Source organism: Marinomonas sp. 63XJN7_7_ISO-PGPR-S23-202, from assembly GCF_056173505.1.
Genome location: NZ_CM149677.1, coordinates 3,879,042 through 3,892,466, shown reverse-complemented (window position 1 = coordinate 3,892,466; position 13,425 = coordinate 3,879,042). Strand labels below are relative to the sequence as shown.

General features: G+C 43.5%; 13 protein-coding genes. 6 read left to right on the top strand and 7 right to left on the bottom strand.

What is annotated here, in order from left to right:
* Positions 1-801 (top strand): 4-hydroxy-tetrahydrodipicolinate reductase, encoded by an 801-nt coding sequence (gene dapB / locus AC0VYG_RS18055; RefSeq protein WP_475429302.1) that lies wholly within the window; start codon positions 1-3, stop codon positions 799-801.
* Between the two features lie 97 nt (positions 802-898).
* On the opposite strand, the gene AC0VYG_RS18050 is transcribed toward dapB, so the two are convergent.
* From AC0VYG_RS18050 to AC0VYG_RS18025, 6 genes are all read right to left on the bottom strand, one after another.
* Positions 899-2,104, bottom strand: a complete 1,206-nt coding sequence (locus AC0VYG_RS18050) for a quaternary amine ABC transporter ATP-binding protein (RefSeq protein ID WP_475429301.1) — start codon at positions 2,102-2,104, stop codon at positions 899-901.
* Positions 2,097-2,996: an ABC transporter permease gene (locus AC0VYG_RS18045; RefSeq protein ID WP_475432557.1), complete on the bottom strand. Its 900-nt coding sequence runs from the start codon at positions 2,994-2,996 to the stop codon at positions 2,097-2,099. Before AC0VYG_RS18045 ends, AC0VYG_RS18050 begins: the two co-directional genes overlap by 8 nt.
* 61 nt (positions 2,997-3,057) lie before the next feature.
* Complete coding sequence (locus AC0VYG_RS18040) at positions 3,058-4,062, bottom strand: ABC transporter substrate-binding protein (RefSeq protein ID WP_475429300.1); 1,005 nt, start codon at positions 4,060-4,062, stop codon at positions 3,058-3,060.
* A 279-nt stretch (positions 4,063-4,341) separates the two neighbouring features.
* Entirely contained in the window at positions 4,342-4,821 is a 480-nt protein-coding gene (locus AC0VYG_RS18035) for a MarR family winged helix-turn-helix transcriptional regulator (RefSeq protein ID WP_475429299.1), read from the bottom strand.
* Between the two features lie 231 nt (positions 4,822-5,052).
* Positions 5,053-6,450 (bottom strand): deoxyribodipyrimidine photo-lyase, encoded by a 1,398-nt coding sequence (phrB, locus tag AC0VYG_RS18030; RefSeq protein ID WP_475429298.1) that lies wholly within the window; start codon positions 6,448-6,450, stop codon positions 5,053-5,055.
* 27 nt (positions 6,451-6,477) lie between these two features.
* Positions 6,478-7,476 (bottom strand): YbgA family protein, encoded by a 999-nt coding sequence (locus tag AC0VYG_RS18025; protein WP_475429297.1) that lies wholly within the window; start codon positions 7,474-7,476, stop codon positions 6,478-6,480.
* 245 nt (positions 7,477-7,721) lie between these two features.
* Between AC0VYG_RS18025 and AC0VYG_RS18020 the strand changes: the two genes are divergently transcribed.
* Complete coding sequence (locus AC0VYG_RS18020; RefSeq protein ID WP_475429296.1) at positions 7,722-8,612, top strand: MerR family transcriptional regulator; 891 nt, start codon at positions 7,722-7,724, stop codon at positions 8,610-8,612.
* A 150-nt stretch (positions 8,613-8,762) separates the two neighbouring features.
* On the top strand, positions 8,763-9,002 hold the full coding sequence (locus AC0VYG_RS18015) for a DUF2061 domain-containing protein (RefSeq protein ID WP_475429295.1): 240 nt from the start codon (positions 8,763-8,765) through the stop codon (positions 9,000-9,002).
* Between the two features lie 103 nt (positions 9,003-9,105).
* Here the strand turns inward: AC0VYG_RS18015 and AC0VYG_RS18010 are convergent, their stop codons facing one another.
* Positions 9,106-10,452 carry a sodium-dependent transporter gene (locus AC0VYG_RS18010; RefSeq protein WP_475429294.1) on the bottom strand — a complete coding sequence of 449 codons (1,347 nt, stop codon included), beginning with the start codon at positions 10,450-10,452 and terminating at the stop codon, positions 9,106-9,108.
* A gap of 500 nt (positions 10,453-10,952) precedes the next feature.
* Here AC0VYG_RS18010 and ectA point away from each other — a divergent pair, with 500 nt between their 5' ends.
* The 3 genes from ectA (at position 10,953) to AC0VYG_RS17995 (ending at position 13,380) form a co-directional block, all read left to right on the top strand.
* Positions 10,953-11,441, top strand: a complete 489-nt coding sequence (gene ectA, locus AC0VYG_RS18005; protein ID WP_475429293.1) for a diaminobutyrate acetyltransferase — start codon at positions 10,953-10,955, stop codon at positions 11,439-11,441.
* A gap of 57 nt (positions 11,442-11,498) precedes the next feature.
* Positions 11,499-12,812, top strand: coding sequence for a diaminobutyrate--2-oxoglutarate transaminase (ectB, locus tag AC0VYG_RS18000; protein WP_475429292.1), 1,314 nt, complete (start codon positions 11,499-11,501; stop codon positions 12,810-12,812).
* A 178-nt stretch (positions 12,813-12,990) separates the two neighbouring features.
* Positions 12,991-13,380 carry an ectoine synthase gene (locus AC0VYG_RS17995; RefSeq protein ID WP_067013657.1) on the top strand — a complete coding sequence of 130 codons (390 nt, stop codon included), beginning with the start codon at positions 12,991-12,993 and terminating at the stop codon, positions 13,378-13,380.
* Positions 13,381-13,425: the final 45 nt, after the last annotated feature.

Genomic DNA, 13,425 nt, shown 5'->3' with positions numbered 1-13,425 from the left:
ATGAGAATTGCAGTAATTGGCGCTTCTGGGCGCATGGGTAAAAATCTAATTATCGCGACCAATGAAACCGATGGGGTGTCTTTAGGGGCCGCCATTGTGCGATCAGATAGTTCTCTTGTGGGAGCGGATGCTGGTGAGATAGCGGGTATTGGTAAGCTTGGTGTTTCGGCTACCGCTTCACTTGCCGATTGTGTAGCGGATTTTGATGTGTTGATCGATTTCACCACGCCAAGCCTAAGCCTTGAAAATGCGGCGTTTTGTGCGGAGCATAATAAAGCCATTGTGGTGGGCACCACAGGCCTTAGTGATGTGGAAAAAGAACAACTGGCCAGTTATGCAGAAAAAACGTCAGTGGTTTTTGCGCCCAATATGAGCATTGGTGTGAATCTGACATTAAAGTTACTTTCTACCGCTGCAAAAATTCTAGGCGATGATTATGATGTAGAGATCGTTGAAGCGCATCATAGACACAAGGTCGATTCGCCTTCTGGTACGGCGATTCGTATGGGAGAAGTGGTTGCTGAGGCGTTAGATCGTGATCTAAAAGAATGTGCGGTTTACGGGCGAGAAGGTCAAATTGGCCCCCGTACCCAAAAAGAGATTGGATTTGAGACCATTCGTGCTGGGGATGTGGTAGGCGAACACAGTGTTTGGTTTGCAACCGAAGGTGAGCGCATTGAGATTGTTCATAAAGCCAGTAGCCGTATGACATTTGCCAAAGGGGCGGTTCGTGCTGCCAATTGGTTGTCTGGTAAGTCAGTAGGCTTGTACGATATGCAGGATGTGCTGAACCTTAAGTAGGTAGTAACAAGCTTGTTCATGGATATGTAAACACAAAAATGGCCGCTTGTGCGGCCATTTCTATATCTTTTGGTGCTTAAGAAAGCGTTAATATGTGTTAGGGAGACAACACGTCGGCTAGTTTTTTCGCCTCTATTCGCCCTTTTAATACGCCTTTCTTATTAATCACCGGAATATCGAAGGGGGAAGTGAGGGCAATCGGAATCACATCTTGCAATGGTGTGCTTTGACGTACAGACTTGAGTGGTTGCAATGCTTCTTTGATAAGCATGCCGTCGTCCATATCATCCAACTTTGCTCTGCTTAATATGCCTTGATAGCCTTCTTCATCGAAAACAAACGCATGGTCCTTATCTTTGGGAAAATCAGCTCTCACATCACCTGCTGTTTTGCCTGTTAGTTTTTCAGTATTAGCAGTCATGATGGTTTGTACGCTGAGTGCTCTGGCTCGGTTGACATCTTTTGCAAAAGCTCGAACATACGCATCCGCTGGCTTCAGTACGATATCAACAGGATTGCCGACTTGAACCAGTTTGCCATCTTTCAATACTGCAATTCGATCACCAAGTCGAAGAGCTTCATCTAGATCATGAGTGATGAAAATGATGGTTTTTTGCAGGTTTTCCTGTAGATCCAAGAGCTGTTCTTGCATTTCACTGCGAATTAACGGGTCCAATGCTGAGAAAGCTTCGTCCATGAGCAATATTTCCGCGTCTGTACACAACGCTCGAGCGAGGCCGACACGTTGCTGTTGTCCACCCGAGAGCTGTGATGGGTATTGTTCTCCGTATCCTGTGAGACCAACCGTATCAAGCCATTGATTGGCCTTTTCTTCCCAGTCCTTCTTGCTTTCACCCTTGATGGATAGACCATAACCAACGTTTTCTAGTACGGTTCGGTGAGGCATTAAGCCGAAATGTTGAAAGACCATTGACATCTTATGACGGCGAAAAGTTGTTAAGTCTTTCATGGAAAATTCCATGATGTTATCACCATCCACCCGAATGAGACCTGCCGTTGGGTCTATCAAGCGGTTAAAGTGACGGATAAGGGTTGATTTTCCTGAGCCTGATAGGCCCATAATCACGAAGATCTCACCGCGTTTTATGTTTAGATTAATATCCTGTAAGCCAACGGTGTGACCCGTTTCGGCAAGAACTTCCTCTTTGCTTGCTCCCGCTTTGACTTTAGGGAGCACCTCTTTGGGGGTGTTGCCAAAGATCTGATAAAGGCCTTCTATTTCAATCAAGGTTGTGCTTTTTTCTTGAGAAGGCTCACTAGTGTCGTTTTTATGTTCAGTCATTGTGGGCGCTCTCTAAGTGTTTTTGGGTACGTTTCGCGTAGCTTTGGGACACTCGGTCAAAGATAATCGCTAGCGCAACAATGGCTAAGCCATTTAAAAGTCCAAGCGTGAAATATTGGTTGGTAATGGATCTGAGAACAGGCTGACCAAGTCCATTAACCCCAATCATGGAGGCAATAACAACCATGGCGAGAGCCATCATGATGGTTTGGTTTATTCCCGCCATAATGGTAGGCATGGCAAGAGGGAGTTGCACACCTAGCAATCTTTGAGTTGATGTGGCCCCAAAGGCAGTAGCCGCTTCAAGGGTTTCTTTCGAGACGAGCCTAATGCCTAGGTTTGTTAAGCGAATAACGGGGGGGATCGCATAAATAACCACTGCTATCACACCTGGAATTTTACCTATGCCAAGGAGCATAACCACTGGAATTAAGTAAACAAATGCTGGCATGGTTTGCATGACATCAAGTAGCGGTGTGATGATGGATTGTGCTCGATCAGAACGTGCCATTAAGATGCCAATTGGAATACCCAGAGCGATAGAAATAAGAGTACACACTGTGATAATACTTAGGGTTCGCATCGTGTTTTCCCACATGCCAAAGTAGCCAATGAGTAACAATGAGATAACGACGCCTAAGCTCAATTTCCAAGAGCGGGTGGCGGCATAAACTAAGCCTGTGATGGCAATGATGATGATCCACCAAGGAGTTTGAAGAAGTAGATTATCAAACCATATAAGAAATTTTAAAAGAGGATGAAAAGCCGATTCAATTGCATCACCGTATTCGCGCGAAAAATGTAGATAAGCGCCATCTAATGTTTGTCGAATGGTGAGTAAGTCTCGACGGCTCAGGTCAGGAAATTGTGTTAGCCAACTTGAAGACATAATATGGATCTCTTGCCAAAATAAAAATAAGAGAGGGCTTTATTAAGCCCCCTGAATACAAGATTTATAGATTTTTAAGTGCTTTATCGAGCTTGGCAGCCACTTTTTTGCTAACCCATTTTGACCAAATGTCTTTATGTTTTAGCATGAAGTTTTCTGCAGCGTATTGGCCGTCTGCTTGGTTGTCTTCCATCCACGCTAATAAGCTGTTCATTTGCTTGTTGGTATATGAACGATGCTGCAAATACGAAAAGGCTTGAGGGGATCTTTTCTCGAACTTAGCCGTAGTCAGTGTATAAACAGGGGAAGGTGGGTACATCGTGGGTTTTGGGTCTAAGCAGTTTGCCTGAGTGATACAGCTTGTAAACTCTTTTTTATTGACGCCAGTACCGAATTTCACTTTCACCATTTTATATTTCCCTAAAAGGGCCGTTGGTGCCCAGTAGTAGCCAAACCATGGCGCTTTTTTCTGATAAGCATGTGCTAACGTGCCTGCTAAGCCTGCTCCAGAACCTGGGTTGACGAGAACAAAACCTGCTTTTTTTAGATGTAATGCGTTAAAAAGGTTCTGTGCTGATATTTGGCAGTTCCAACCTGGAGGGCAGCCATAAAATGCAGAGACTGCGCTATTTTGAGGGTCTGGGAAATCTTTTGCGTGTTTAATAATACCTTGAATAGTGGCAAGTGATGGATCCTTGTCAACCATGTATTTAGGTACCCAAAATCCTTCTTCGCCGCCATCAGAAAGGGATTTCGCTGCAATTTTAAGACGACCTTCTTTAACGCCTCGGTCAATGGCGGCTTTCATGGCGTTTGTCCACATTTCTGGTGCTATGTCTGGCTGTCCTTTTTCTATCATGGAAGTCCCCGTTGGCATGGTATCACCAGGAACGAGTTCGGCATGACAGCCATATCCATGATTCAGGATGAACTTGTCTACGTTCGCCATTAATGTGGCTGAGTTCCAGTTCATATTTGCGATAGTGACTCTTCCGCATTGGTTACTCGCCGCGAAAACAGAGGTGGTTGCAAGGGTCATTAACCCCGCGATAAGTGCTTTTTTATACATAGTAGATTCCTTTTGATTATGACGTGGTGTTTTTATCTTATTAATTTAGTTTACATATCTAAGTATTTATAGCAAATTTTTGTCAAAATTATCAAAGATTGAGGATCTATTATCTTGTCGATGTCTTGAAAACTGTTGAGATAGACGCTCAGAGAGCCCTAGAATAGTGGGGTTAGAGTGACGTCAGGGCTATGTTAGAAGCCCATATATTGACAAAAAACTCGACTATATCGCACAGTCGAGTTTTTATAAGATTTGTGATGTAAGGATGTGTTATCGTTATTGATTGGGAGAATTAATGTCCAGAAGAGGTGCGGCATCGATATGCTCTGCGTCCATCATGATGGCAATACGCTGCAAAGAGGATAGAACTTGAGTTTGTTCCCAGCCTTGTAGGCTTTCAAATTCGCTAATGAATTTTTCATGTAACAAAGGTGGCGCTGAATGCAATAAAGTGCGACCTTGATCCGTTAGTCTAGCGTTTACAATGCGTTTGTCTTTTTGCGCTCTGACACGCTCAACCATTTTGCGATCTTCTAACCGATTCAAAATAGTGGTTACTGTGGCTTGGCTCAATGAGACACTGTCGGATATTTTGCGAACAGTAACATCACCCAAACTCTCAATAGAGCGTAACACCATTATTTGAGGAATGGTTAACCCACAAGCTTTTACGACTCGTTTCGACTGTAAGTCTGTCGCACGAATGATTCGTCGTAAATGAACAAGGACATCATGTAAATATTGTGATTCAGGCATATTGCTAGAGCAACTCGTAAAAAAGGTGACAAGATAATCGCCGATGTTGGCAAGTTAGAATCCTATATTATATGTAAAAAAAATACACATCAAATAGACTCAGTTATGAAATATTATAGCTCTAATTATAGTGTTAAACCAATCATTACGAAAGTTTTATTGTAAAAAGGGCTTCTAGGTGATTGCTTTCAACAATCTACAAGGCAATTTGTAAGAGTATTTAACCGCGGCTTAATGGTTTTTTAATCGATCAAACGCTTCAATGGCCGATTTTCGAGCCGTTTTATAATCCACTATCGGGAGCGGATATCCCAGTGCTTTTCGTTGCTCAGTAGACGGGTTATGAATCGATGTGCTGTCCAGGCTTTTTAATTCAGGGACAAAGCGGCGAATAAACTCACCGTTTGCATCGTAGCGCTCTGACTGTCTCGTAGGGTTGAAAACGCGAAAATACGGGGCTGCATCGCAACCTGTCGAGGCACTCCATTGCCAGCCACCGTTATTGGCTGCGAATTCGCCGTCAATGAGTTGACTCATAAAATACTGTTCCCCTTTTCGCCAGTCTGCAAATAATAGTTTGCTGAAGAAGCTTGCTGTAATCATCCTTAGGCGATTATGCATCCAGCCCGTTTTATTGAGTTGTCTCATGGCCGCATCGACGATAGGAAAGCCTGTTTGGCCTTTTTGCCAAGCAAGCTGCTCCGCTTTATTATCGCGCCATACAATCTGGTTTGTCTCAGGTTTAAAGGGGAGGTGTTTTGATAACGCAGGGAAGTGCCCCATAAGCTGACGATAAAAATCTCGCCAAGCCAACTCTTTTAACCAGACACTGTCTTGCCATGATCGGCCCTGTTCATTGCAAACATAAACTATGGCATACACGCATTCCCTAGGTCCTAATGCCCCAAGGGCAAGGTAAGGAGATAACGTACTGGTTCCTGGTGTCATGGGGAAGTCGCGTTGTTCGTCATACTGGCCTTCTTTGCGGTGGCAAAATTGCCAAAGTGTCTGGTTGGCTTTGTCTTGATCTGGTTTCCAGAGGTCGTCTCGAAATGGACGCTGCCATGTCATGGTAAGGGGCTGTTCAGAGAGCGCATCTGCTTGTTGTTTGGGGGCGGGCAATGGTTCAATAGATTGCTCATTGAGCATGGTGAGCCAGCGCTTATAAAAGGGAGTAAAGATCTTAAAAGGTGTGCCTTGTTGACTTAGCACGGGGCGTGACACGATCAAGTCGGGCTCTTGCGGATGTACTTCAATATGAGAGGTTTGGAGTACTTGGTTAACCGCCTGATCTCTCTGTCTTTCATGGACAGGAAAATCTTGGTTGTACCAGACATGCTTTATGGCGTTGTCCTGACAATATTGGCGCAGAATATCAGGTACTTGCTCAAAATAATCTGCTTCAATGAAATCCGTTGGAATACCAAGACTGGCAAGCTTGCTAAACAAACAGCGAATCAAGCCTGCTCTTAGCCCGGTTTTTGCCTCGGATTCATTATGTTCTTGCCATTGTTTGGGCGTGGCAATCACAATCACCCGAATGGGGCCTTTTAGGGAGGCAAAATATAGGGCTGGATTGTCTTGCCAACGTAGATCGTTCCGGATCCAGACGAGCTGTTCTATGACCATAAGGGGCTCCTGCTATTCTACGATTCACTAGATGGTATTGCGAATGCCAAGCGCACTTGGATAGGGGGCAAAATAACGTTGTTCTTGCACATATTGACTGCCGTAGTGTTTTAAGTAGTGATGTAACAGGGTCATGGGGGTAGCGAGATTCACCTCTTTGCGGCGATACTGTTCAACCACGTTTAATATGTCTTGACGAATCGAGGAATCAACGGAGCGTTTTAGATAGCCAATAAGGTGCATTAGCACATTGCAGTGGTTTTTCCGTTTAGCGGGTTGTGACAGAGCCGTCATAAAAACTTCAAAGTAGGCTGCTGTTAGTTCATCTAGTGTTCTGGGGTCATTACCTGAGAGCATTTTGCCCAATTGTTTGTAAGCGGCTTGAGAATGGGCCATGACCAAATATTTGTAGCGGCTATGGAAAGCAATCAGGGCTTTCATGCTTGGTTTGGCGTTCACGCAGTGACGAAATTCATGGTGGGCGAACACGCGTGTTAAAAAGTTCTCGCGCAGAGTCGGGTCGTTGAGTCGACCGTCTTCTTCGACAGGTAAAAGTGGGTAACGAGATTTTAAGGCGCGGGTGAATAATCCTATTGTGCGTTTCATGTGAGGGTGACCATTCTCTTGATAAACCTTGATGCGTTCCAGTCCACAGCTTGGGGAATTTTTCATTAATATATAACCGTCTAAGTGACTTAGCTGATCAATATAGGCTTGGCTGGCGACCATGAACACATCGGAAACATCGCCTCCTTTTTGATCGGAATAGGTCATTCGTGGATCTTCTGGGTTACCTTCTAGACGTAGTGTTGGTCGTGGTGTTCCAAAACCTGCGGCAACTTCTGGGCAGAATTTTTGATAATCAAAATAGGTGCTTAGATGTTGATCGCAATAAGTGGACCGGCTATGTCCGCCATTAAAGCGAACATTGTCACCCAGTAAGCAAGCACTGATGCCAACAGGAATGCGGTGATTTAAATGATCCGCATGAAATTGCTTTTGTGGAAGCTGTTCAATGGTTGTCATCTTGTTATCCTCATCTGATAGAGATAGTTGCCTAGACCCAAAGGGCTTATCAGGGGGTCTTCAGCATCATCTTGTTCTGTGTTTTCTGTTGCAATACTTGTACGATAATATTGCTTGTACAAGTTATTATTTATACAATATAGATACTTGTACAAGAAATGCAATATATCTTGTACAAAAAAAAATTTGTATAGCTTTTTGGTTCGAAAACTGGGACTGGATAGGCTAGTGGGAGAGATCGCTAGGTGAAAAATGATTTGAATGAAGAAAATGCAAATGTATTTGCTATCCGAACTTTATCGGAAAAGACAGGTGTAAATTCTGTGACCTTGAGGGCTTGGGAGCGCCGTTATGGTTTGTTAAAACCCAAACGAACTGCGAAAGGCCATCGCCTATACAACCAGAATGACGTGCAACGAGTTGAATCGATTGTTCATTGGATCCAGCAGGGTGTTTCTGTTAGCAAAGTACGTTCTTTATTGGACAAGGTAGACAAAGGGACACCATTAGAGAGTTTAGAACTCTCTAATGAATGGTTAGACTGGCAAAACCAGTTAGTAGTGGCCTCATACGCATTTGATGAGGATAAAATACAACACTTGTATCAACAGATATTCTCTCAATACCCAACGGACATTGTTGTGCGTAATTGGATTATGCCCAGCCTTGATAGGCTTGCACGAGAAACCGCTGGTCGCTTTTGTGAAACCGTTCTGACGGCTTGCTTGTCCTCTCGGTTAATGGCATTAAAAGATCAACAAAAAGCGGCCCCCAAGGTATTGATCACCGGATTGTTGGGGCAACGTACTATGTGGTGTTTTTTAGCCGCTGCTATGCTAAATGAGCAAGGTTATTCTTGTGTTGTCATGCCAATGATGACCACTCATCAAGAGCTTAATGAGCTAGTATTGGGGGTCGACCCTCAGGGTGTGATTGTATTTGCCGAAGGGGAGTTTATTAGCAATATTGATGACTCGATAACCATTATGTCTTCCTGGAATAGACCCACTTCTGTTATTGGGGCCGGTTTCTGGGTGGCGTTGCAAGAGAGTAAAGCGGTGTTGGCAAAACCAGTTTGTGCTTATTCGGAGCCATTAGAAGGGATCTTAGGGTTCGCTTTATCCAAACCTCGCTAATTGGAATTTGGTCTCTTTTGTCAATGGCCAATACGGCATATTTTAATAAAATATCTATTAGAACTATGCAGACAATGTATTTAGTTAATTAAAAAATCTCCTCTATTATCAAAGCCATCAACAGAGCTTAGAAAAACAGAGGAGATTCACATGACGAAAACACTTACTTTTGCCGCGATGCACTTTACTATCGCCTTTACGGTTGCCTATGTTATTACTGGAAGTTTACTGGTTGGTGGTGCGGTGGCTCTTATAGAGCCTGCCATTAATACAGTGGCCTTTTATTTCCATGAGAAAATCTGGACGCGTTATTCTGGGTCAAACAGTCAAGCCATGTTGGCGAATATTGTCGAATCAACCAGTGAGAGCTATGCGCTAAGATCCATGTAATCTGAGGGCCTGTTTGATCATGTGATCTAACATTTTTATAAAAAAGCCTCATTTACCCATTAGGTAAGTGAGGCTTTGATGTGTTTACTAAACTGCTTTTCAGTTAAAGATTTAGAACAAAAACGATAGCAACGGCAATTGGACTAATAACCATCACACTTATTTTCCAATAAGAGAAAAATAGCTTAGAGATTGACAGTTCTTCTTCAGAGAATTTTGATTTAACGGCCCAGCCAGCGAAGAGCGCTGTGAAGATGCCACCAAGGGGTAACATGATATTCGCCGTCGCATAGTCTAAGAAGTCAAAGATATTTTTACCAAAGAGGGTAATGTTGCTCATAAAGTTAAAGGAACCAAGGCAAGCGATACCAAGCAACCAAACGATGAAGCCAATGCCGATGGAAGCGGTAATACGTTTGACCTTCATGCGTTCTACGATAAAAGCAACGGTTGGCTCCATTAGTGAGATAGAGGATGTCCAAGCAGCGATGCCCACAAGAACAAAGAATAGGAAACCAAACAGTTGACCAAAAGGCATTTGCCCAAAGGCAACGGGCAAGGACATAAACATCAAGCCTGGGCCAGCTGCGGGATCCATCCCATTGGCGAAGATCACAGGGAAAATACATAAGCCAGCAACCAGCGCAACCAATGTGTCCAAAGCGCCAATGGCTAACACAGTACTGCCAATCGACGCTTTCTTAGGCATATAGGAGCCGTAAGCCATCATGGTGCCCATGCCAAGGGATAAGGTAAAGAAAGAGTGGCCTAAGGCAACTAACACCGCCCCCCAGCTAAGCTTACTGAAGTCAAAATCAAACATGAAATGCCAACCAGCAGAGAAGCTTTTTGTGCTCATGGCATAACCAAGCAGAACAAGCAGAAGGATGAAAAGCGCAGGCATCATAATGCGAGTTGCCATTTCAAGTCCCTTATTGACACCTCTGGCTACCACAAACACCGTCATCACAACGAACAAGGTATGCCAGCCGAGCAGGGTCATGGGATCGGCTAACAAGGCTTTAAAGGTGGCACTGGCTTGATCGGATGTCAGTCCTGCCAGTTCTCCTGTTGCCATGGCTTTGATGTAGTTCAATACCCAGCCTGCGACAATGGAGTAGAAAGAAAAAATCATAATGCCTGTGAACATGCCAACGATGCCAATCAGTCCCCATGCTTTAGTTTGACTAGACTCCCTGGCAACATCCTCTAGAGAATCGACGGGGTTTTTTCTACCACGACGACCAATAAAGACTTCAGCCATCATGATAGGAATGCCCACAAGCAAAATACACACGAGATAGACTAGAACGAAGGCTCCGCCACCATTTTCCCCCGTAATGTAGGGAAATTTCCAAATATTTCCAAGGCCGACAGCAGAACCTGTTGCCGCCATAATAAATACCCATCGGCTCGCCCATGAGCCCTGACTAGATGTCTTATCTTGCATAATAATCTCTAAAAAAGTTGAAAGTTAAACAGCAATATCACGCCGCCCCCTACAAACAACATGCATTGAGAACTTTGCGAGTGATGTTGTTATGCAAGGTTCTCTCTTCACCATTAAGTAAGCGGTGACAGGTTCAATTTGTGGTAGCTGGCTTTGTTAAGGGGCAGGATTTTCCGAATTTTGTCTCGATCATGCAACAAAAAAACAACATTTTTTATTTTAACTCGATCTTTCTGCAATGCCTTATGTCTTAAGGGGTTCAGTCAATTCTTCTAGCTCATTGTGAATAAAATATTTCTAAACAAAACATTAGTTCTCTAAATAAATGCTGGACATGCGAGCTAATCTGTCTAAAATAGTTAGACATCAAATCACTTTGTTGAAGAGCTGAGTGATAAAAGAATCATTAATACTCCGTAATACGGGGTTTATATGGGTGTTTGTATATTAAAGAACACTCATTTATTGGAATAATACTTTGTTTTCTAACTTGTTGAGGTGTGGTTTTGAATAACATAGAGCTTATTAAGCCAAGTGCAGAGCACGGTATGTTAGTTAACCAGTTAGTTGCTAGTTGCCCACCACTGGATACCAATTCGGTGTACTGTAACTTGCTGCAAGCGGATCATTTTAGTGAGACCAGTGTTTCGGCAATGCTAGGGGATCGTTTAGTGGGCTTTATTTCTGGCTACTTGATTCCGAATCGAACAAATACCTTGTTTGTATGGCAGGTAGCAGTTGGTGAAGCGGCAAGGGGCCAAGGCTTGGCTAAAAAAATGTTGACTGCCTTATTAGATCGCCCAGCTTGTTCCGATGTGGCTTATATAGAGACCACCATTACCCAATCTAACGACGCTTCTTGGGCGTTATTTCGCAGTATGGCTAAGCAGTTAAACGCACCGTTAGAAGACTCTGTTCAATACGATAAAGATAGTCACTTTCAAGGACAGCATGACACCGAATTTTTGGTTCGCATTGGGCCTTTCTAATAAGGCCTCAGTTCTGTTTGTTGATTTGTATAAATTTAATTAAGAGGAAGCATTAGCATGAAAATTTTTGAAGAGCTTGAATCGGAAGTACAATCATACGCACGTTCATTCCCTCGTGTTTTTCATCGCGCCCAAGGTGCCCATTTGTTTGACGAAGATGGCAACAAATACATCGACTTCCTAGCAGGGGCTGGTACGTTAAACTATGGTCATAACAACCCTGTCTTCAAAGAAAAATTGATTGAATACATTATGGAAGACGGCGTAACTCATGGTTTGGATTTGCATACCAAAGCGAAAGCAGCCTTTCTGGAAAGTTTTAATGAGTATATTTTAAAGCCTCGTGATCTGGAATATATGGTTCAATTCACCGGGCCCACAGGAACAAACGCCGTTGAAGCCGCGTTGAAGCTTGCTCGAAATGTAACAGGCCGTGAAAACATTGTGAGTTTTACGAACGGTTTCCATGGTTGTAGCTTGGGCGCCCTATCGGTAACGGGCAACTCTCATCACCGTGGTGCGGCTGGAACGAGTTTAGGTGCAGGTGTTTCAACGGTTCCTTTTGATGGCTACCTTGGCGATGACATTGAAACCACGGAATATCTAGACAAAGTATTGTCGGATTCAAGCAGTGGTGTGGATCTTCCCGCTGCGGTTATTGTTGAAACGGTTCAGGGTGAGGGCGGTATTAATGCTGCTAGCTTTGAATGGTTGCAGAATCTGGAAGCCGTTTGTAAAAAACACGAAGTGTTACTGATTGTTGATGATATTCAGGCTGGTTGTGGCCGTACTGGTACATTCTTTAGTTTCGAGCCTGCGGGCATCAAGCCAGACATCGTTACCATGTCGAAGTCTATTGGTGGTTATGGTCTGCCATTTGCCATTGTCCTTATGACTCCTGAATTGGACCAATGGAAACCTGGTGAGCATAACGGTACTTTCCGGGGTAATAATTTGGCGTTTGTTACGGCAAAAGCCGCTATTGATACCTTTTGGAAAGACAATACCTTTGAAAAAGAGATTCAGCGTAAAGGGGATTACATCCTGAAGCGTACTCAAGCCATTGTGGATAAATACGGTGAAGGTAACTTTACCTTACATGGACGAGGCATGATGCGCGGTATCAACTGTGTCAGCGGTGAGCTTGCTGGCAAGATCACGCACAAATGTTTCCAAAATGGCCTAATGATAGAGACCTCTGGTGCAGATGATCATGTTGTTAAGTTCCTTTGCCCTTTGATTATTAGCGACGAAGACCTGAAGCAAGGTATCGACATTCTTGAGAGCGCAATCAAAGAAGTGTGTGCTAAAGAAGACGACATGCCAGAGGCAAAGAGCTATTTTGATGAAAACTACGACATCGCCGTATAACAGCGCTGTCGAAAAATTGCTACACACTCTTAAAGAACTCGGTGTTGTTATGAGTAGCTGGTGTTGCCATAAGAATCGATATGGCATACACCGAGCTTAAGAGTGAGGTAAATGTATATTGTATCAAGGTGGTCTACCACCTGTTTAAAATTGTGAAGATCGTTTATAGGAGAATACTATGTTTGCACGTGATTTAGCTGAATGCGAAAAGACCGAACGTCGTGTCGTTTCCCCTGATGGAAATTGGGAAAGTACTCGTTTACTGCTAAAAGAAGATAACATGGGGTTTTCTTTCCACATTACGACGATTTATGAAGGCAAAGATTTTGATATGCATTATCAAAATCACTTGGAATCCGTATATTGCATCTCCGGTGAAGGGGAAGTGGAAAGCCGCGAAACGGGTCAAAAACACCATATCAAACCCGGTGTTGTATATGTCTTAGATAAACACGATGCCCATACTTTACGAGCTTTTAAAGAGCTTAAATTGGCATGTGTGTTTAATCCACCGATTACAGGCAAAGAAGTGCACAACTCAGAAGGCGCTTACGAGTTGTTAGATTAATAAGACATCTTTTAATAGAGTCAAGTAAAGGTACAAAGCTCATTT

What these genes read in the sequence shown, in the direction of transcription:
- AC0VYG_RS18025 (WP_475429297.1), bottom strand. Translation starts at nt 7,476, where the DNA reads ATGACAACCATTGAACAGCTTCCACAAAAGCAATTTCATGCGGATCAT.
- AC0VYG_RS18010 (WP_475429294.1), bottom strand. Translation starts at nt 10,452, where the DNA reads ATGCAAGATAAGACATCTAGTCAGGGCTCATGGGCGAGCCGATGGGTA.
- AC0VYG_RS18040 (WP_475429300.1), bottom strand. Translation starts at nt 4,062, where the DNA reads ATGTATAAAAAAGCACTTATCGCGGGGTTAATGACCCTTGCAACCACC.
- AC0VYG_RS17995 (WP_067013657.1), top strand. Translation starts at nt 12,991, where the DNA reads ATGTTTGCACGTGATTTAGCTGAATGCGAAAAGACCGAACGTCGTGTC.
- AC0VYG_RS18015 (WP_475429295.1), top strand. Translation starts at nt 8,763, where the DNA reads ATGACGAAAACACTTACTTTTGCCGCGATGCACTTTACTATCGCCTTT.
- ectB (WP_475429292.1), top strand. Translation starts at nt 11,499, where the DNA reads ATGAAAATTTTTGAAGAGCTTGAATCGGAAGTACAATCATACGCACGT.
- AC0VYG_RS18050 (WP_475429301.1), bottom strand. Translation starts at nt 2,104, where the DNA reads ATGACTGAACATAAAAACGACACTAGTGAGCCTTCTCAAGAAAAAAGC.
- dapB (WP_475429302.1), top strand. Translation starts at nt 1, where the DNA reads ATGAGAATTGCAGTAATTGGCGCTTCTGGGCGCATGGGTAAAAATCTA.
- AC0VYG_RS18035 (WP_475429299.1), bottom strand. Translation starts at nt 4,821, where the DNA reads ATGCCTGAATCACAATATTTACATGATGTCCTTGTTCATTTACGACGA.
- phrB (WP_475429298.1), bottom strand. Translation starts at nt 6,450, where the DNA reads ATGGTCATAGAACAGCTCGTCTGGATCCGGAACGATCTACGTTGGCAA.